The sequence below is a fragment of the Treponema succinifaciens DSM 2489 genome (assembly GCF_000195275.1).
Lineage (GTDB): Bacteria > Spirochaetota > Spirochaetia > Treponematales > Treponemataceae > Treponema_D > Treponema_D succinifaciens.
Window position 1 is genome coordinate 1,013,530 of the sequence record NC_015385.1, and the last position, 20,159, is coordinate 1,033,688.

General features: G+C 36.6%; 19 protein-coding genes. 16 read left to right on the top strand and 3 right to left on the bottom strand.

The window, feature by feature from the left end; genetic code table 11:
- From TRESU_RS04825 to TRESU_RS04855, 7 genes are all read left to right on the top strand, one after another.
- Positions 1-1,083 carry a glycosyltransferase family 4 protein gene (locus tag TRESU_RS04825; RefSeq protein ID WP_013701162.1) on the top strand — a complete coding sequence of 361 codons (1,083 nt, stop codon included), beginning with the start codon at positions 1-3 and terminating at the stop codon, positions 1,081-1,083.
- Between the two features lie 344 nt (positions 1,084-1,427).
- Entirely contained in the window at positions 1,428-1,703 is a 276-nt protein-coding gene (locus TRESU_RS04830; protein WP_013701163.1) for a DUF7724 family protein, read from the top strand.
- A complete protein-coding gene (locus TRESU_RS04835) occupies positions 1,696-1,917 on the top strand; it encodes a DUF7723 family protein (protein ID WP_013701164.1) in 222 nt (73 codons plus the stop codon). The genes TRESU_RS04830 and TRESU_RS04835 overlap by 8 nt, the downstream gene beginning before the upstream one ends.
- A gap of 2 nt (positions 1,918-1,919) precedes the next feature.
- Positions 1,920-2,201 carry a DUF4160 domain-containing protein gene (locus TRESU_RS04840; RefSeq protein ID WP_013701165.1) on the top strand — a complete coding sequence of 94 codons (282 nt, stop codon included), beginning with the start codon at positions 1,920-1,922 and terminating at the stop codon, positions 2,199-2,201.
- 66 nt (positions 2,202-2,267) lie between these two features.
- Complete coding sequence (locus TRESU_RS04845; protein WP_013701166.1) at positions 2,268-3,410, top strand: DUF1972 domain-containing protein; 1,143 nt, start codon at positions 2,268-2,270, stop codon at positions 3,408-3,410.
- An 87-nt stretch (positions 3,411-3,497) separates the two neighbouring features.
- Complete coding sequence (locus TRESU_RS04850; RefSeq protein ID WP_041611988.1) at positions 3,498-5,522, top strand: AAA family ATPase; 2,025 nt, start codon at positions 3,498-3,500, stop codon at positions 5,520-5,522.
- Positions 5,523-5,529: 7 nt separating this feature from the next.
- The gene (locus TRESU_RS04855) at positions 5,530-6,585 is read left to right on the top strand and encodes an HNH endonuclease (RefSeq protein WP_013701168.1); all 1,056 of its coding nucleotides are present in this window, start codon (positions 5,530-5,532) and stop codon (positions 6,583-6,585) included.
- A 106-nt stretch (positions 6,586-6,691) separates the two neighbouring features.
- On the opposite strand, the gene TRESU_RS14175 is transcribed toward TRESU_RS04855, so the two are convergent.
- Both TRESU_RS14175 and TRESU_RS15115 read right to left on the bottom strand, forming a co-directional pair.
- Positions 6,692-7,222, bottom strand: a complete 531-nt coding sequence (locus tag TRESU_RS14175; RefSeq protein ID WP_013701169.1) for a winged helix-turn-helix transcriptional regulator — start codon at positions 7,220-7,222, stop codon at positions 6,692-6,694.
- 86 nt (positions 7,223-7,308) lie between these two features.
- Positions 7,309-7,458: a hypothetical protein gene (locus TRESU_RS15115; protein WP_013701170.1), complete on the bottom strand. Its 150-nt coding sequence runs from the start codon at positions 7,456-7,458 to the stop codon at positions 7,309-7,311.
- 418 nt (positions 7,459-7,876) lie between these two features.
- Between TRESU_RS15115 and TRESU_RS04865 the strand changes: the two genes are divergently transcribed.
- The 3 genes from TRESU_RS04865 to TRESU_RS04875 all read left to right on the top strand — a co-directional run bounded on the left by TRESU_RS04865 (position 7,877) and on the right by TRESU_RS04875 (position 10,325).
- Complete coding sequence (locus TRESU_RS04865; protein WP_013701171.1) at positions 7,877-8,623, top strand: VUT family protein; 747 nt, start codon at positions 7,877-7,879, stop codon at positions 8,621-8,623.
- Positions 8,620-9,309 (top strand): SDR family NAD(P)-dependent oxidoreductase, encoded by a 690-nt coding sequence (locus TRESU_RS04870; RefSeq protein WP_013701172.1) that lies wholly within the window; start codon positions 8,620-8,622, stop codon positions 9,307-9,309. The genes TRESU_RS04865 and TRESU_RS04870 overlap by 4 nt, the downstream gene beginning before the upstream one ends.
- 95 nt (positions 9,310-9,404) lie before the next feature.
- On the top strand, positions 9,405-10,325 hold the full coding sequence (locus TRESU_RS04875; RefSeq protein WP_013701173.1) for a M15 family metallopeptidase: 921 nt from the start codon (positions 9,405-9,407) through the stop codon (positions 10,323-10,325).
- Positions 10,326-10,341: 16 nt separating this feature from the next.
- Here TRESU_RS04875 and TRESU_RS04880 read toward each other — a convergent pair whose 3' ends face one another.
- Positions 10,342-12,438, bottom strand: coding sequence for a [Fe-Fe] hydrogenase large subunit C-terminal domain-containing protein (locus TRESU_RS04880; protein WP_013701174.1), 2,097 nt, complete (start codon positions 12,436-12,438; stop codon positions 10,342-10,344).
- 186 nt (positions 12,439-12,624) lie between these two features.
- Between TRESU_RS04880 and argJ the strand changes: the two genes are divergently transcribed.
- From argJ to TRESU_RS04910, 6 genes are all read left to right on the top strand, one after another.
- Positions 12,625-13,896, top strand: a complete 1,272-nt coding sequence (gene argJ, locus TRESU_RS04885; protein ID WP_013701175.1) for a bifunctional glutamate N-acetyltransferase/amino-acid acetyltransferase ArgJ — start codon at positions 12,625-12,627, stop codon at positions 13,894-13,896.
- A gap of 17 nt (positions 13,897-13,913) precedes the next feature.
- Positions 13,914-14,816, top strand: coding sequence for an acetylglutamate kinase (argB, locus tag TRESU_RS04890; RefSeq protein ID WP_013701176.1), 903 nt, complete (start codon positions 13,914-13,916; stop codon positions 14,814-14,816).
- Between the two features lie 8 nt (positions 14,817-14,824).
- Complete coding sequence (locus tag TRESU_RS04895; RefSeq protein WP_013701177.1) at positions 14,825-15,982, top strand: acetylornithine/succinylornithine family transaminase; 1,158 nt, start codon at positions 14,825-14,827, stop codon at positions 15,980-15,982.
- Positions 15,983-16,095: 113 nt separating this feature from the next.
- Positions 16,096-17,817, top strand: coding sequence for a DUF5312 family protein (locus TRESU_RS04900; RefSeq protein WP_013701178.1), 1,722 nt, complete (start codon positions 16,096-16,098; stop codon positions 17,815-17,817).
- A complete protein-coding gene (locus TRESU_RS04905) occupies positions 17,814-18,590 on the top strand; it encodes a purine nucleoside phosphorylase YfiH/LACC1 family protein (RefSeq protein ID WP_013701179.1) in 777 nt (258 codons plus the stop codon). The genes TRESU_RS04900 and TRESU_RS04905 overlap by 4 nt, the downstream gene beginning before the upstream one ends.
- Positions 18,591-18,703: 113 nt before the next feature.
- Positions 18,704-20,068: an argininosuccinate synthase gene (locus TRESU_RS04910; protein WP_013701180.1), complete on the top strand. Its 1,365-nt coding sequence runs from the start codon at positions 18,704-18,706 to the stop codon at positions 20,066-20,068.
- Positions 20,069-20,159: the final 91 nt, after the last annotated feature.

The following is a 20,159-nucleotide window of genomic DNA, read 5'->3' on the forward strand; positions in this document are numbered from 1 at the left end:
ATGAAAATCATTTTTGCCCATCTTCTGAACAACTTCACAGGTTCTCCAAAAGTGCTTTCGCTTCTGCTAAAGTCGCTTTCAAATGATAAAAACATAAAAATTTCTCTTCTTACTTCAAAGACAGACGGAATTTTAAACGACATTTCGAATGTTGAATATCATGATAACTTTTACCGCTGGCATGAAAACAAAATTTTGCGCGTTTTTCAGTTTGTTTTGGCTCAGACAAGGAATTTTTTCTTCATACTTTTTGCTGATTTTGACATTCTTTATATGAATACTGTCGTGCCGTTTGGAGCTGCACTTGCCGCAAGGCTCCGTGGGAAAAAAATCATTTACCACATTCATGAAGTTTATATAAATCCTGGATTTTTAAAACGTCTCTACACTAAAGTGATGAAAAAATGTGCGTCAGTAGCTATTTGCGTTTCAAACTATGTTCAAGAACACACTGATTTTTTGCCTTCTGTTGTTGTTTATAATCCGATTGAATTTAGTCCGCTTCCAGAAAATTTAGATGAATATTTAAATGAAAAACTTAAGCGGAAAATAATTTTTATGCCGACTTCTCTAAAAGAATACAAAGGCGTTTTTCAGTTTGTGGAGCTTGCAAGAAAAAATATCGATTATAATTTTGTGCTTTTATGCAGCACGGAACTTTCTGAAATGCAGAAATTCTTTGCAAAAATAGATTTGCCTGGAAATTTAACTCTTGTTGGAAAACAAAAATCTCTTGAAAAATTTTACCGCGAAGCGGCAGTTTCGATGAACTTGTCATTGTATGACAAGTTCATCGAAACATTCGGACTTACAGTCCTTGAATCTTTCGATGCACTTGTTCCTGCTGTTGCCCCGGCTTATGGAGGTCCTAAAGAAATTATTGAAAATGAAAAAAACGGATTTTTAATTAATCCATATAATCTTGATGAAGTGTCAGAGTGTATAAAAAGAATCACAAGCAGTTTTGATATTTATAAAACATTTGCTTTGAATGCAAAAAATCGTGCAAAAGATTTCAGTGAGGAAAAGTTTTTGCATGGAATAAAAAAAGTGATAGAAGAAGTTTATGAGGTGAAAAAATGACAGCCAGTAAATAATTCGATATATGTGAATGTAATGTGTTTGTCAATGTTTGTTTAGGTGCTCTGGCAAATGTTGATATTATGGCTGATTTTTAAAACTATTATTTTTACAGTTCCTTACTGTAAATAATATAAAATTTATAACTTGTTCTTTGACATTTTTATTTTTGAAGGAAAACTTTAGAAAAATTGGAGTTTTTTTTCTTTGATTTGTATGCTATAGTGTTATCAAAGAGGTGTGAAAAAATTACATCCGTGTAATTTTTTTTCACGAGTTTGCAGTGCGAACTTATTCAGCACTTTCTTTCGCTGTCGCTAACGAGAAGTTTTTTTTAAGAGGTTGTTATGGATAAACAAACAGCATATCTTTCAAATGTCGGCACATATACAATTTTTTCTTTTGGTGATTCACGTTTAAAGTTTGTGGCACCATATTCATTAGAGCGATATGAAAGTGTTGTAAAATGGGATGACGGCTATCTGGTTGTAATGGCAAAATATGCACATAATAAAGATGCAGAAGAAGAATACATTGACTTGCGTCCTATTTTAAAAAATCTGTATATAAATCCAGACGAGTTTTTGCATCCAATAAAATCGGTGGAGGTGAAATATGCCTGATTTAAAAAAAATTTCTGATGAAGCTGATATGATTGTCTGTGGTTTTGCGTATAAAAAACAGAGTGACGGTGTACATATCTTTAATTTAAACAATGAGAGCGGAGCCGCAGTTATATCTGCTGACGGCTCTCTTATTGAAACAAATATGGATGATATAGAGTTTTCTATTGCACAAAAGCATTATCTTGAAAATGCAAAATATATGGAGGCATAATCATGCCGAAATATTTTTCGTTTAAGGTTTGCGGATATTATTTGTATTTTACATCAAAGTGCATTATTGAAGCAATGCATGTTCATGCAAGCGATTCAAAACTCACTGAAGAAGGTTCTGCAAAATTCTTTGTAAAAGGAAATGGGGATTCTGTTCTTCAAGAAAAAGGATGCCTTAATGACCGTGAAATAAATAAAATTCAAGCATTTATTAAAGATAATTACCAAAGTATGTATGATAAATGGCAGGAATATAGCAAAGAAGGATTTTACATCGGAAAATAATTTCCTGTTTTCTTTCCAAAAATAAAAATGTCACTGAACGCTTGAAAAAGGCTTTTGGAGGCATTTATGCTTGAAAATAATGAGATGCTGAATCAAGTTCAGCATGACACAAATCTTTGTAAAACTCTCCGTATCTCTGTCATCGGTACTGTTGGTGTGCCTGCCTGTTACGGCGGTTTTGAATCTCTGGTGGACAATTTGCTTGATTTTACGCCTGCGAATGTGGAATATACAGTTTTCTGTTCGGCAAAAAAATATGAAAACAGGCTGGAGTCTTACAAGGGCGCAAAGCTTGTCTATCTTGAAAAGGACGCCAACGGGATCGAAAGCATTTTCTACGATTTTGAAGGAATGAAGCGTTCCTTGAATTCGGACATAATGCTGATTCTGGGTGTTTCCGGGTGTATGTTCCTTTCTTATATCCGCAGGCACTTCCGGGGAAAAATCATCACGAATATTGACGGTCTTGAATGGCGGCGCGACAAATGGAAGTGGTATGCAAAGCATCTTTTGAAATTCAGCGAGAAGATGGCGGTCCGTCATTCTGACATTGTAATAGGCGACAACAAGGGCATTACTGACTACATAAAATCTGAATATTCTAAAATTGTGCAGAACAAGAGCGTTGAGCTGATTGCGTATGGCGGCGACCAGGTTTCGCGTGTTCAGGACAATTCTTTGTTTGAAAGATATCCGTTCTGCCGAGAGCCTTATGCGGTTACTGTCTGCCGGATTGAGCCTGAAAACAACGTTCATGTGATTCTTGAGGCGTTCTCAAAAATGCCGGACGAGACGCTTGTTTTTGTGGGCAACTGGGAAAAGTCGGAATATGGCCGTAGCTTAAAAGAAAAATTCAGCGCGTGCAAAAATATCCTCTTGCTTGACCCGATTTACGAGCCGCATACCGTGAACTGGCTCCGCTCAAATGCCCATGTTTATATTCATGGACACAGCGCAGGCGGAACAAATCCTTCTCTTGTTGAGGCGATGAATCTTTCTCTTCCGATTCTTGCGTTTGACTGCGTTTACAACCGTGCTACAACCGAAGAAAAATGCCTTTACTGGAAAACTTCTGATGACTTGCAGGATCTGATGAAAAATGAAAGCGACAAGTTTGAGAAAATCGCGAGCGAAATGGGCGAGGCTGGAAAACATCTTTACAGCTGGGATCGGATTGCAAAGCAATACAATGCTTTGTATAAAATATAAAATAGATTCACTTCATTTTTATACAAGAAAAAGGGAAAAATTCAGAATCTGAAAGTTACGGATATAAATATATAAAAATGAGGAGATATGAAAATGCATATTATTGGAATAGAATTATTGGATGATAAAAAAGATATTTTTAAGAACTTAAAGCATAAAAATAAGAATTTTAACGATTGGTATTCATTTTGTGGTTATGATTATTGTGAAAAACCTCCCAAAATTGATTCTCCTATCTCATTTTATGTATCAGATAATTTTTATAAATTTAAGAACTCCGATACAAATATAAATATAAGTTGTATTGTTGGGAAAAATGGCTCTGGAAAATCAACATTATTAGATGTTCTTTATAGAATTATAAATAATTTTGCGTTTTGCATTAAGTCTATATTTCCATATAATGGCTGTGATTTAATATATTCTTCAGGATTTTCTGCTGCTTTATATTTTTCAATTTTGCAAGATGATGGAAAAGAGTATGTCGGATGTATAAAAAATATTGATAGTGAAAAACTTATTGTGAAACTTCCAAACGAAAAGGAATTAGAAATATCTATAAAAAATAACAAAGGTGTTTTTGAAGTTGACTCTGGTCTCAGTGCTGAAAATTTTTCTTTGTCAAAATTACAAGATCTATTCTATACAATTGTAACTAATTATAGTATGTACTCTTTTAATCCTGAGGATTTTGAGACTAATGATTTTTATCCAGAAGGAATTTTTCATAAAAACGACGCTTATATAACTCCAATAGTTTTATTACCTTATAGGGATTCTAATGGAGTAATTTTAATAGATAATGAGCGAGACTTAGCAAGACAAAGAATTATTGCGCTTCAGATTTTTTTATATAATTACAAGAATGAAAATCATAAAATTATTAAAAATAAAATACCATTAAAAGTGTCTTATCGATTTGATAAAACTTACATTGAGAATCATGGCGCGGAAGAAATTAAGCTATTGTTCGAAGAATTACAAAATAAAATAAATAATTTTTTAAATAATGATTTAAAAACTAGAGATGAGTATGGAAAAAATTTAATTTGCAATCAACTAAAATATGATAAATATTTTAAATATTTAAAGAATTCTTGGGCAAAAAGAATTTTACAAAAAAATGAAAAAAAAGATTTTTCAGAATTTGAAACTGATAAAGAGATAGTAGATAGTCTGCTGTATTATCTAGCTTGTAAGACATTAAAAACTTGTGCTCATTATGGACTATTTATAAAATATGTTAATTTCAGAAATAATGAACAATTTGCAGATGAAGTGGTGGATGAAATATTAAAAGATAATACATTCATTACCTTAAAACTTAGGCAGTGTTTTAATTTCTTCTCTTTAGATTATAGATATGAAAATGGCTTGTATGAAACTAATTATAAGAAAATAGCAGAAATTTCTTGTGGTGAAGAGAAATGTATTGATGATTATTTTTTGCAGTTACCACCATCGATTTTTGTAACAGATTTAATATTTAAAGATGAATTTACAAAAAAAGAAATAAACTTGTCATCATTTAGCAGTGGAGAGTTGCAGCTGCTGAATAGTTTTAGTTATGTTCTTTATCATTTAAAAAATCTTGAATGTGATAAAACTGAATTAGCAAATAAAAATAATATTGATTATCCTAATTATAAAAATTTTCTTATAGTTTTTGATGAAGCGGAACTATATATGCATCCAGAGTATCAAAGGTTATTTTTATATAGACTTATTGAATCGATAAACAATTGTAATTTTAATACTAAAACACAAATTCAAATTCTTATAGCAACGCATTCTCCTTATATACTAAGTGACATTCCGCTTCAGAATGTTCTCTTGTTGGATAATGGAGAAATTCAGACAAAAAATTTGTTTGAAGACCAGACTTTTGCTGCTAATATATATGATTTATTGCAAAAGCAATTTTTTATTACAGCACCTATTGGTGAAATTGCGAAAAATAGAATAAATGAGATTATTTCTTTTTGTAAAAATGAAACAAGCTTTGAGAATGTAGAAGAAAAAATTCAAATATATGATTCTGTCATAAACAATTTGGGAGATTCATATTTTAAAAACACATTAACTTATATGTTAAACAAGAAGAGGAAATAATTTATCAATGTTTAGGGTATATACAGATTTATTTTATAAAGATATAGAACAAAAAAGGGAATTTGAAGAAAGGTATATTTTTTTAATAAGAAAAACAGCAGAAAATATTCATGTGAAATTAAGAAAAAATGCGAAGTTAGTAAAATTATATAGTTTAATAGATTCCAAAATTAAAAGAATTCATGAAAACTTTGAAAGTTCTGTTTCTGATTTTCCTAAAAACTTTGAAAAATTATTAACACTAACTCCACGAGAAATTGCTTCAGTATATGTAGCATATAAGAAGAATGAAAACTTTAGAAAGACTGTTGATAAAGAATTAGGAATGGTTTACGGTGTAAAAAACGGAAAACATTTTGTCTTGGATTTTTCAAAATTTTCTAGAAATATCGCACAATTTTTTACATTGCCGGATAATGAAAAAGTAATAAATATCAATACTTGCTTTTATTGCAATAAAACTTATATAAATTCATATGAAATTGAGAATTCGAAAAAAAATCAGTTTGATATTGATCATTTTATTCCTAAATCAAGATGTCCATTGTTTTCCTTGAGCTTATACAATTTTGTGCCAAGTTGCCAAGTATGTAATTCAAGAATAAAACAGGCTGGTGAATATTACAAGAAATGTAATGAAGAGCAATTGGAGATGTTGTTTCCATCTAGTGAAAATTATAAATATATGGATTATTTAAGATTCAGAATAATTCCAAAGAAGAACTTATATCAGCAAGATTCAAGAAGTTTTTCATTTTCAGAAATGAAGGATTCTTTTGCTATCGAGTTTGAGAAACTTGATGAGAAAAAATCAGTTTTATTTGAAAAGGAAGCAAATGCGTTTGATATTAAAAAACGATATGAATACCATAAAAAAGAATTTTTAGCATATATAGATAAATTAAGAAAATATCCTGATTCATATTTTTTATGTTATGCAAATATACATGGAATAAATGAAGCAAACAATTTGAATGAGGCAATTTTTAATAAATGTTTTAGAAATCAAGAAAGACAAATATTTCAAAAAATCTATAATGATATTGACTCTCAAATTGAGTGAGATTTTACGACATTGAAGAAGTCCGTTTTCTGTTTTGTTAAATCTATTTTTATCATGCCTTCTTTTATTTCTTTTAGGGTGAAAAAGCCTTTTGAAAGAGTTATAATCAGTATTTCGCTATCAGGTTCAAAAGATTCACACAGCCTTCATTTTCAAGGCGGGTGATTTCTGATTCTTCATTTAATTCTCCTACCACGCAAAGGGCATTTTTCATAACAGGTTCAGTAACTTCTTTTTCAATAAATGTTACGTTCAAGGTCTGGCAGGCATAGATAAGCAGGAATCGGATATAACTCTTGCCGTAAAGAACAAGCGTTGTTATGCCCTGTTTTTTAGATTCGGAAACAAGGTGGCAGAATGTTTCATTATAAGTGTTTGCAATCGCAAATGTTCTCTTTGCAAATTTCTGGCTTCTGGATGTAAGTTCTGCAATTCCGTCAGGAGTAACTGCATAAGAAAGTTTCCGCAGATTTACATTAGTCAGCATAATCCATCCACGCTCAACAAAGCGTTTCAGAACAGCGTTCATAAGCCCGATGGACATACCAGCATTTTCCGCAAGCACACGCTGACTTGCCAAAGGTTCTTCCTCCAAGGTTTTTGCTATGCTTTGTAATGTTGCAACGTCACTATTCATATTATGATTTAATTTAACATAAAAATACTTTTTATCAAAGTGGAAAAATGCTCAGTTTTAAAATGAATGATATGTTAGCTTGAATTTCAGTGTTTTATTATTTTTTCTTTTAGTTCGAAATATTTATCGCGATAGTTATCCATGGCTTCAGACACAGCTTCTGTCGCAAGATAGTCTAACGTTGTTCCAAGTTTGCAGGCAATTTTTACGGTTTCCAGTTCTCGGCTCTGTTTCATGGAACTTTTTTCTCTTTATTTTTCCTCCTTATAAAACTCCGCGTAAGCCCTGCTTGCAACGCAGAGCAAACGCATTATAAATAATTTAAGTAAAGTTTGCGCGAAGGAACGGTTCCTGGGGCAAAAACACTCTGATTGTTGCGACCGGCTTGAGCGGGCAATTCTATAGTTACTTTGCAACAATCAGCGTGTAGCGCATTATTGCGCGATTTTGAACCAGGAAACCGTGTCCGGAAGCCAGTTTTATGCTGAATACATTTATAATGCGTAAGCCCTGCTTGCAACGGATGACTCCTTGCATTTTATACAGAAAAATATTACATTTGTGTTGCGCAGTTTATGATTCCTCATAACTCTCCTGCGCTTTATAAATTAAAATTCTTATGGAGGCTGGCGGTTTTGTTTCCGTTGACATTTTATGAAAAAATTCCTTTCTTTTGTTTCCCGTGAAGCTGACGACTTTAAAATTCTTTTGAGAAACATTCCTTCACTTACAGTTTCAATTTTTATTTTGTCCGTTGTCTGTGCAAATCTTATGGCGAACAAAGAACTTGTAACTTTTAAGTATGCTGCGCTTGACTGCGGATTTGCATTCAGCTGGATTATGTTTTTGTGCATGGACGTAATCTGCAAAAGATGGGGCGCCAAGGCATCAATAAAAATTTCCCTTGTTGCTCTTGCTGCGAATCTTTTTATTTGCGTTTCATTTGCGTTGCTTGCAAAGACTCCGGGAAAGTGGGGCGAATATTATGCTTCTGAGAATTCACTTGTTAATGACGCGCTCAATGCGACTTTTGCGGGTTCTTGGTATGTTGTGCTTGGCTCGTCTGTCGCGTTTGTTTCGTCGTCAGTTGTAAATGCTCTTCTTAACTGCGCAATCGGAAGCCTTTTTAAGTCAGACGGATTTTTTTCATTTGCATCTCGCTCCTATATTTCAACCGCAATAGCCCAGCTTGTTGACAATTTTATTTTTGCCACAATTGTTTCAAAAATTTTCTTTGGCTGGACTTGGATTCAAGTTTTTGTGTGCTCGGCGATTGGGGCTGGCTTTGAGCTTTTGGGCGAAATCTTTTTTTCCGGCTTGGGATATAAAGTTGTCCGCCAGTGGGAAAAAGAAAAAGTCGGGCAGGAATATATTGAATACAAAAAGGCTAATGCAAAATGAAAGTTTTAATCACAGGAACGAGCAGGGGAATCGGAAGAGCGTGCGCCTTAAAGTTTCTTGCTGAAAAAAATGAAGTCATTGGACTTGATGTGTGCCCTGACTCAATAAGCGGCGATTTTTCTGTAAAGAATGCTGAATGCTATAAACATTTTGTTTGCGACATTTCAAAAGAAAATTCTCTTCCTGAAATAAATGGTGTTGAAATTCTTGTGAACAATGCTGGAATTCAAACTGCCAGCAATTTCAGTCTTGATGATATAAAAGTGAATCTTATTGGAACAATAGCGGTTACAGAAAAATATGCGTTTCAGAAAAAAATAAAATCTGTTTTATTCAATGCTTCCGTTTCAGCACTTACAGGAAACGAGTTTGCTTCTTATGCTGCGTCAAAGTCTGGAGTTGTGGGCTACATGAAAAATTGCGCGATTCGGCTTGCAAATGAATACCGGGCGACTTGCAATGCCTTGTGCTTCGGCGGAATTCTCACGGAACTGAACGAGCCGGTTGTTCAAGATAAATCGCTTTGGAAAAAAATCATGGATGTAACTCCGCTAAAACGCTGGGCGACTGCGGAAGAAGCTGCCGACTGGATTTATTTTATGACAGCGGTAAACAAATTTTGCACAGGGCAGGCAATCGATGTTTCCGGAGGAGAACGCAACTGCGCTGACTTGTTCGTGTGGTAGAATTGAATCATGCATATTATGTGATAAAAGAATTAAAAATTACTTCAAAACTTTTTAGTTGACATTGCTGGTATTTTCAATGCTATATTTAAAAAATGAAATTTTCTTCTAGCTGTTTTCTCCGTATTTTCTTATTTGCGCTTTTGTTTTTTCCTTGCTTTGGGTTTTCATTTTCTGCTTTTAATTTAAAAGGTGAAGAGCCTGAATTGCTTTCATTATTTAGAAAGGCTTATCCTGATATTCAGTTTAAAAGTGAGTACAATGCGTTTGCAGGCGACTGGAAAATTTTACTTTCGCTTGAAGACAGAACTGCTGAATTTTTCTGGGCGGACGGAATGTTTTTGCCTGAATCCGAAATTGAAAATAAAAATCTGTACAATTCTTTTCTATATAAATATGATTTTGCTCTGCATGACCCGGCGGATTTTACAGAAGAGGACATTGAAAAAATCCGGCAGTTTAGTTCTACAGAAAACAGAACAAGCGTCAAAGGAACTCCTCCGTTTTTTTACGACTTTGTGTATGACTGTAAGACAAGAGTTTCACTTGAGCAGCACATAAAAAAAATTCCGTTTCTTGGAAAAAGGTCAAATGCGCATGAACGTCTTAGGGAACCGCTTGCAAAAGTTGAAAAAGAAATTCTTGAAAGTTCAAAGTCTGATGCGGAAGTGAAAAATTTTTTAGATACACTTTTAAGCGCGGACAGTTATTCTTGGCGGAACATAAGCGATTCTGGCAACCGTTCATTTCATAGCCTTGGAGTTGCGCTTGATTTGCTTCCAAGAGGCTGGAAGCAGAAAAATGTATACTGGGCATGGAGACGGGATATTGACGGAGACAACTGGATGAGGCTTCCGCTTGAAAGAAGATGGATGCCACCACAAAAAGTAATTGAGATTTTTGAAAACAATGGATTTTTGTGGGGCGGAAAGTGGGTAATCTGGGACAATATGCATTTTGAATACCGCCCAGAAGTTATTCTTTTCAGCAGATTGCGGAATAAGAAGAATCAGTAATCTGCTTGCTCTATTTTTATTTTCCTAGCTCCAAAATGCTTTCTTTTATTGCATTTGTGTCGGTAAGAAGTTTTTCTGTGCGTTCTTTTACTGTTTGAGTAAGTTCGCGCATTGAACCTACCGCCTGCAAAAGCTGTTTTCCGCCTTCGTTCTGTTCTGAAATTGCACGGCGTACAGTCTGTTCCTGCTCAACTACAGTTCCAGAAAGCTGCACAACTTCTGAAAATTCTTTTTGAACGTCCACTGTGTCCTTGAACGTTGCATCGATTAGTTGCTTTACATTTTTTAGGACATCAGAAATTTTGCGTGCTTCCGAGCCTGAATTTTCAGCGAGTTTTCTTATTTCATCGGCTACAACTGCAAAGCCGCGTCCGGAATTTCCTGCGTGAGCGGCTTCAATTGCGGCGTTCATGGCAAGAAGGTTTGTCTGGCTTGCGATTTTCTGAATAACGCTGCTCATTTCGCTAAGTCCGTTTGAGTTTTCTTCAATCTTGGAGACAAGCTCAGCGACATTTTCAATTCCTGTCATTCCTTTTCTTGTTGCTCCGTCAAGAAGCCCCACGGATTCAGCGTTGTGCTCAAGAATTGAATTTATAGAATTTATATTTGCAATCATTTCTTCAACAGCAGAAGATGAAGTTGAAACGCTTTCTGTCATGTCCCGCGCGGCAGTTGCCAATGTTTGGACATCGCGTCCGTTTTCTGTAAGTTTTTCAGATCCGGTTTCAACAACTTTACGCACAGACTGCTTTACTTCTTCTTGATGCTGCTCGTTCATTATGTCCTTTAAAATGTTTGTGTAATGAGTGCAGTTTTCTGGACGGTTCAGCCCGTTGTAAATTGCAACTGCCATCTGCTCGCAGTCTTCATATCCGCAGGCTCCACAGTTTAAAATGTCCGCCTCTGTTTTTTTGTACATATCTCTGTAGATTTTCTGAATTTCTTCCTGCGAAGGCTCTTTGATTTTCTGGTGGAAATATGCACTTCTGTCAACATAGGTTCTGTCGTAAAGTCCGGGCTTCCAAAACTCATCGATTGCCTTATTCAGTTTTTTTAGAGCGGATTTTTTGCTGTGTCCTTTTTGTTCCCAGTATGAGCGGCGGTCATGCATTCGGTTTTCTACAAAAGATTCCATCTCGTCAAGGTGCATTCCCTTGTTTGTGGTTCCGGCACCTTCGTTGCATCCGTTTTCGCAGTTAAGACAGTCAATTAAAGTAAAGCATGGCTTTTTGTTTTTATTTGCTTCTGAAAATTTTGCAAGGTAATGAAAAACTTTTGGGTTTCCTTCGATTTTGCGCGTTTTTTCTGAAATACTCGGAACAAAGCGTTCTGCGGTTCTCATAAGTCCGCCCGGAGTTGAATAAAGAACTCCACGTTCCGCGGCAGGATTTTCGTATTCTACTTTTGGAAATGAATCAATCCTAATGTTTTTTTCTTCCATATAACTTTGGATTGAGCGCATCGTTACTTTGTAGTCGCAGATTCCAGTTTCATCGAACTCGCGCCGTTTTGCATAGCATGGCGAAATTGCCGCGATTTTATATCCGGTGTATTTTGTATAAAATTCTTTTATCATTTTTGCGCAGTGAAGCATGGGACTGTCAGCTGGCGCAAGATATTTTATGAGTTCTGGACGGTAAGTTTCAATAAACGAAACAAGGGCAGGGCAAGACTGAGAAATTACACAGTCTGGATTTTTATTTTTAATATATTCAACATAGGATTTTGTTGTAAGCTCCGCGCCAAAACTTACATCGAAAACAGCTTCTACACCAAGCGACTTTAGAAATCCGTTCAGCTCAAGATCTTTTCCACGGAAGCTAACAATTGCAGCTGGAGCTACAATCGCTACGATTTTCTCACCTTTTTTAAGAGAGTCAAAGAAAAGTTCTGCGTCGTCAATTCCTTTTCTTGCTCCGTGAGTGCAGGCTTCAATGCAAGAGCCGCATCCTATGCAAAGTTTTTCGTCAAAGTCAACGTAGTCGCCAGATCCGTTGTTGCACATTTTTACAGGACACACTGCAATGCACCTTTGGCAGTTTACGCATTTTTCTTTGTCTACGGAAATTACTGAACGATATTTTCCAGTTTGTGTGTTTAGATTTTTTGTCATATCGAACTCGTTTAAAAGCGATTTAGTGAATTTAATTCAGCCAATATATAACGAAAGCTGTTTTTCATCAAGTATTGATGTTTTCTATATATTTTCTATATTTTATTTGTGCGCCTACTGATTTTATTGACATTGTGCGGAAAAAGTTTATAATTATGCAGAACTTTGTAAAAGGAGTGTATAAAAATGCAGTTTATTGATGGCGGAGTTACAGCTCCTAAAGGCTTTACGGCAAATGGAATGCTTTGCAAGATAAAAGAAAGCAGCACAAAAAACGACCTTGCGCTTATTTTTAGCGAAAAGCTTTGCAATGCTGCCGGCGTATTTACACAGAATAAAGTCAAGGCGGAAAGCGTAAAGCTTACAAAAGAAAATATTGCCAACGGAAAGGCTCAGGCTGTTATTGCAAACTCAGGAAACGCAAATGCTTGTACCGGCGAGCAGGGCGCGAAAGTTGCACGAAAAATGGCGAGCCTTGCAGCCGATGTTCTTGGAATAAATTCTGGCGACGTTATTGTATATTCTACAGGCGTAATCGGCAAGCAGCTTCCTGTTGAAAAAATCGAAAAGAATATTCAGTCTTTAAAAGACGGACTTTCCAAGGAAGGTCATAAAGAAGCCCGCACTGCAATAATGACAACGGACACTCATTACAAGGAATGCGCTGTACAAACTGTAATCGGCGGAAAAACTGTAAGAATCGGAGCAATGGCAAAAGGCTCTGGAATGATTCATATAAACATGGGAACGATGCTCAGCGTTATGACAACTGACTGTGCCATTTCTTCCCAGATGCTTGAAAATGCCTTGCGCAAATCTGTTGCCGGAACTTACAACTGCGTTTCAATTGACGGCGATACTTCCACAAATGACAGCCTGACTATTCTTGCAAACGGAATGGCTGGAAACGATGAAATCACGTGCGAAGGCGAAGACTTTGAGATTTTTTACGAAGCCTTGAATGCTATAAATACCCAGATGGCAAAAAAAATTGCAGGAGACGGAGAAGGCGCAACCAAGTTGATTGAATGCAATGTTTCCGGGGCGAAGGACGTTGAAACTGCGCGTGGTCTTGCAAAAGCCGTTATAAGCTCAAGCCTTGCAAAAGCCGCTATTTTTGGAAGCGATGCGAACTTCGGGCGTTTCTTGTGCGCAATGGGATATTCAGGATTTGACTTTTCTCCTGAAAAAACTTCCATAACATTTGAAAGCGCAGAAAATTCCATGCGGACTGGTGCGACTGATTTTATCGGCGAGCAGAAAGGAAAACGAACTTCGCTTAAAGTTTTTGAGAATGGAGTTCCTCTTGACTTTGATGAGGCATTGGCAAAAAAAGTTCTTCAGGAAGCAGAAATAAAAATCAACATTGAATGCAAGGACGGAACCGCTTGCGGAACTGCCTGGGGCTGTGATTTGACTTACGAATATGTTAAAATAAACGGCGATTACAGAACCTAAAACACGGAGCAAAAAAATTGAACACAATTGAACCTAATATAGAAGAAATTGATCCTCGGCTTGATAATGCGCATTGGTCCGATGTGCTTGTTCAGGCTCTTCCGTATTTTAAGCATTGGGTCGGAAAAGTTGTTGTCGTAAAGTACGGCGGAAACGCTATGCTTAATGCGGATTTGAAAAAGCACGTAATGGAAGATATTGTTCTATTAAACACAATTGGAATCCATGTTGTGCTTGTTCACGGCGGCGGTCCTGAAATCAACAATATGCTTGGAAGAGTCGGCAAGGAAAGCAAATTTATAAACGGACTTCGATACACTGACGCAGAAACAATGGAAATTGTCCAGATGGTTTTGACTGGAAAACTGAACAAGGACATTGTTGCTCTTCTTCTTGAGAACGGCGGAAAGGCTGTCGGCTTGAGCGGAGTTGATTCAGGACTTTTGAAGGCTGTGAAAATTCAAAAAGACGGGCAGGACTTGGGCTTTGTCGGGGAAGTTACAGAAGTGAACCCTGAAATTCTTGAGTCGCTTTTGGAGCAGAATTTTATTCCTGTAGTTTCGACCGTTGCCTTGGGCTGCGATGGAGACAATGTCCGTTACAATATAAATGCCGACACTGCCGCTGCGAAAATTGCTGTGGCTCTTCATGCTGAAAAATTTGTTCAGCTTACAAATGTGCCTGGTGTTCTAAAAGACGTGCATGATCCAAAGTCTTTGATTCAGAGGATTCACATTGGAGACGTTGAAAAATATATAGACGAAGGAATAATTGCAGGTGGAATGATTCCGAAGATTGAGTGCTGCATGCTTGCCCGCAACGGTGGTGTTCCTCGCACTCATATTATTGACGGCCGTGTTCCTCATTCACTTTTAATCGAAATGTTCAGCGACCGCGGAATTGGAACTATGATTTACTAGAGGTTAAAATGGGAAGCAAAAAGGTTTTAAATAACTACGGTTCTTTTGATGTTGTTTTTAAGAGCGGCAAAGGCTCTGTTCTTACAGATATAAATGGAAAAAAGTACATTGATTTTCTTGCAGGAATCGCAGTGAATAGCTTGGGACATAATTTTAAGCCTCTTATAAAAGCTGTGTCTAGTCAGGCGAAAAAGCAGATTCATGTTTGCAATTATTTTCTTAGCGACATCGGCGTAAAGTATGCTGATGAGCTTTTGAATGCTACAGGATTTGAAGGCGTGTTCTTTGGAAATAGCGGCGCGGAATCAAACGAGGCTGCGATAAAACTTGCCCGCAAATTTGGTCAGCTTAGCGGCGGCGCAAAAAGAAAAACTATTGTAACGCTGGAGCATTCTTTCCACGGACGCACAATGGCAACTCTTACTGCGACTGGTCAGGATGTTTTTCACCCGGAAACTTTTGCGCCTTATGTTGAAGGTTTTAAAACTATAAAGCCAAATGATTATGGTTCTTTAAAAGACGCTTTTGATGACACGACTGCCGCTTTGATGATGGAGTGTGTTCAGGGCGAGGGCGGCGTTTTTCCTCTTGATAAGGAATGGGCAAAGGCAGCCGCAGATGCAGCAAGAAAAGCCGGCGCAATTGTAATCTGTGATGAAGTTCAAACTGGAATGGGACGCACAGGAACTCTTCTTGCTAGCGAGCAGCTTGGAATAAATCCAGAAGTTGTAACGCTTGCAAAAGCTATTGCCGGTGGAATTCCAATGGGCGCTTGTCTTTACCGCGGAAAAGGAAATGTTTTTGCGGCTGGAGATCATCAGTCTACTTTCGGCGGAAATCCTCTTGCGTGCCGCGCGGCCAGTGTAGTTTTGCATGAGCTTTTAAAGAACGGATTCTTGTCTTCTGTTTCTGAAAAAGGCGAATATATTCAGAACACTGTAAAAAACTGGAATCTGCCTTGCATAGAAGATGTTCGCGGAAAAGGTCTTATGATTGGAATTCAGGTTTCAAAAAATCCTGTGGAAGTTGAAAAACTTTGCCTTGAAAAAGGTGTGCTTTTTTCTACAGCAGGAAAAAATGTCTTGCGCCTTGTTCCGCCTTTGAATATTGGCTACAAGGAAATTGACAAAGGTCTTGCCATCATAAAAGAAGTTCTTGAAAAATAAATAAAAAATCATTATCATTGCTCCCTTGCATTCTTGGGAGCGTTTTTTTAGATATTCTTATAGAAATAAAATCTTTACATTTCCTGTTTCTTTTCATAGAATAGAATCAGATTATGGAAAATAAAAATTTATCAGCAAAAAGCAATTTTGAAGTTCTTGCGTCGAATCTTTCAAAAGAAGAACGCTCTGATATTTTGAGCCAGATTCAGCAGGACAAACTTGATGTTTCTTTTCCTTCTGAAAAATCTGACAATCAGTTTGAGCAGGAAAAGCGCAGAGAGGACAAGCTGACTCTTTCGGAAAAACTTAGGCAAGAGCCGCTTTTGTTCAGGTTCATTTTATGGCTGAAGTCTTTGTTTTTGAATTCAAGCATTGAAACTGTTTATAATAATTCCGTCCTGGCTTCTCTTTCAAAAAATTTGGAACATGATTTTCCTGATGTGATTGACTGCAAAAACAAGCTTCTTCTTTCTGGATTTTATTCCGGGCTTTTGGATTTAAAGCGTGTTCGTGAATTTTTTAAACCTTCGTTTGATTCTCTTGAACAGGATTCAGGTCTGTTTTATTTTTTACTTGGTTTTACCGTGATGCCTGAAATTGTTCAAGATATAAAATCTTCGTGCGATGTTTACAGTTATTCTTTTGAAAAGCCTTTGCCTGCGGACATTAGAAATATTCTTTTTACAAAGCTTGATGGAATTGTTTCTGGAATTTCTTCTGAAAAGAAAATAAAAATGTCTGCTTGCTCCCGTGAATTTGAGCGGCTTAGAATGTTTGTGAAAATTCCGCTTGGCACTGTCATGTCAAAATTTTCTTCCGGCTCTTCCGGGCGCACTTGTTCTTTTTCACAGATAAAAGATGACTTTGACAGCCTTGCAAGAATTCTTTTGGGGCGCTTTGAATGTTCTGACACAACTCTTTCTGTTCTTTTTATGTCTGGAATTCCCCAGAAAGATTTGTGGAACTGCTCGACTTCTTCTTATGAGGAGATTGCAGAGAAAGTAAATTCATCGTCTGCGGAAATTTCTTTGCTGAATACATTTGCAGAAAAAATTCCGCTTAAAAAGTTTGGAAAAGTAATTTCTGAAAATTCCCTTTATTCTCCATTGCCATTGAGTTACAGCGACTTGTGGTTTCAAAAATTCAAGGAACAATGGAAAGTTGTTTTGGACAAGCGGCTTAAAATGTGGAACAAGGATTTTAAAAAATCGGAAATAAAGAAAAAACTCAAAATTTATTTTTCACTTGAAGATTTTCCAAAGTATCCTTCGCGTCCCTGGAAAAAAGTCGGTGCGGACTATACTGAAAAGTATGAAAGCTCGATTGGCTTTTTGAATTATTATTTAAAGAATGAGTTTCCAAAATACAAGCAGCTTTTGAGCACAATTACTTTGGAAGGAAAGTTTTCAATAAAGGAAAATATGTATGAATTTTCTGACATGATTTCCACATTGAATTCTATTATTACAAAAAATGATTTTCTTGTTGAGCGGCTTTCATCTTCTGGAGAATACGGTTCTGAAATTACGCATTATGCTTCTTCTGAAAAAGAGCCAGATAAAGAAAAACTTCGCAGCATTCTTTTTGAAATTGAAGGAAATGCCTTGGATTTGGCTGATATGTTTGCAAAGTTTTTGACCGGCTTTGAAAATCTTTTGTTTGCTATGCTTGGCGAAAAATCAACAGTTTATTACGGACCGCTTGCAAATTTAAATAAGATAATGGGTGCGGACAATAAAGAGTTTAAATTGAATCTTGAAAAATTTGCACACAGCGTAAAATTTGCGTCCGAAGTCTTGCAGGCAATTATAGAAATGGAAAATATTTCAGTATGAGTTTTTTAACAGGAAATTTTTTTTATAACGGAAAGCCTTTGTCTTCTGCGCCTTTATGGGGAATGTCGGTTTTGGAATCTGGAAATATGCGGTTCAGATGGAATGAAACCAATTCTGTGCGTGATAATTTTTTTTCTTCTATTTGTGCTGAAAAAAGAAAAATTGCGCAGCCGGAACTCATACATTCAAAAACTGTTTATGAAGTTTCTAGCGCGGATGAAATTTTTAAAAAGAAGGGAGACGGAATTCTTACTTCAAATAAATTCATCATTCCTGCTGTAACTGTTGCGGACTGCATGCCGATTTTTGTTTATGATAAAAACTCAAATGCATTTGGTGTTCTGCATTCCGGCTGGAAGGGAACTGGAATTGTAAAGGAGGCTTTTTTTATGCTGAATAAAAAATATGGTTCTAATACTGATGACTTTTGCTTTGTTTTGGGACCGCATATAAATTCATGCTGTTATTCTATTGATAAAGATCGTGCTGAATATTTTGCAGAAAATTTTGGAAGCGAATGTGTTTCTTTTATCGATGGGAATAAATATTCATTGAGCCTTGCGGATGCGAATCTTTTTCTTTTGAAGAAAATCGGCATTCCTGATGGAAATGTTTTTGTGAGCAAGGAGTGTACTTGCTGTTTTAAGGAAAACGGAGCGTTTAAGTACGGCTCTTTTAGGCGGCAGACATCATCGCTTCCGCAGGATTTACCTTTGGAAGAAAAGCAGAAACACTTTACTGTCCAAACTGCATTTGTTTTTTATTCATTTTGATATTGCATATTTATTCATAAAAATGTATATTCTATGCATACAGTAATTTTATTTAGAATTTATTCAAACTGAAAATAAGATTGCTGAAAAAAATCTTTATAAGAGGCGTTGTTATGGCAGTTAAAGAAAAAGTTTCTGAAGCAGCAAAGGCTGTAAAATCCACTGCGAAAAAAGCTGTAAAGGCAACAACAAAAGTTGCAAAATCTGCGGCATCAAAAAAGGACAAGGTTGTCTTGGCTTATTCAGGCGGTCTTGATACAACTGTTATCATTCCATGGCTCAAAGAAAACTATGACTATGATGTTATTGCTGTCTGCATTGATGTTGGACAGGGAGATGACTGGAAGGCAATCAAGTCCCGCGCTTTGAAAACTGGAGCTTCTGCTTGTTATGTTGTAGACGCACGTCAGGAATATATTGAAGAATATGTTTGGCCGGCTTTGAAGTCAAATGCAATCTATGAAGATGAATATCTTCTTGGAACTTCTACTGCGCGTCCTCTTATTGGAAAAATTCTTGTTGAATATGCTCGTCAGGAAAAGGCGGTTGCAATCTGCCACGGAGCAACTGGAAAGGGAAATGACCAGGTTCGTTTTGAGCTTGCAATCAAGGCTTTTGCTCCAGACTTGAAAGTTATTGCGGCATGGCGTGATCCAAAATGGAACATGGATAGCCGTGAAGCTGAAATCAAATATCTTGAAGACCGCGAGCTTGAAGTTCCGATGAAAAAAGATCAGTCTTACAGCCGCGATGAAAATATCTGGCACTTGAGCCATGAAGGTCTTGAACTTGAAAAAACAGAAAATGAGCCTAACTACAAGCATATGCTTAAAAATACAGTTGTGCCAGAAGAAGCTCCCGCTGCCGGTGAATATGTTAAGATTGATTTTGAAAAAGGAATTCCTGTTGCAGTTAACGGCAAAAAAATGGATGCCCTTAAGCTTCTTCTTGAGCTTAACAAAATAGGCGGAAGAAACGGAATTGGTCTTGTTGATATCTGCGAAAACCGCTGTGTAGGAATGAAGAGCCGCGGTGTTTATGAAACTCCAGGTGGAGCGATTCTTTATTTTGCGCACAGGATGCTTGAGCATCTTTGCTTGGACCGCGACACATACCATTACAAGCAGCAGCTTTCTATAAAAATTGCAGAACTTATCTACGACGGAAAATGGTTTACAACTTTGTTTGATGCCTGCATGGCGTTTGTTGATAAAACAGAAGAAACTGTTACTGGCTGGGTAAAACTCAAATTGTGCAAGGGTGCAATCCGTGGAGCTGGCTCTTATTCAAAATACAGTTTGTATAATGAAAGTATTGCTTCGTTCAAGACTGGTGAATTGTATGACCACAAAGATGCGCAGGGCTTTATTACTTTGTTTGGCTTGCCTTTGAAAGTTCGCGCTATGATGGAGCAGCAGGTTGGAGAAGGTCAGGCTGTCCTTAAAAGCAAGAAACTTAAGAAACGCCCGACAGAGTAAGCGGACGTATTCATTTTAAATCTGTTTTAGCGAGCCTCCGTCTTGGAATTGAGATTTTAAGACGGAGTTTTTTTATTCAGAGGCAATCTGA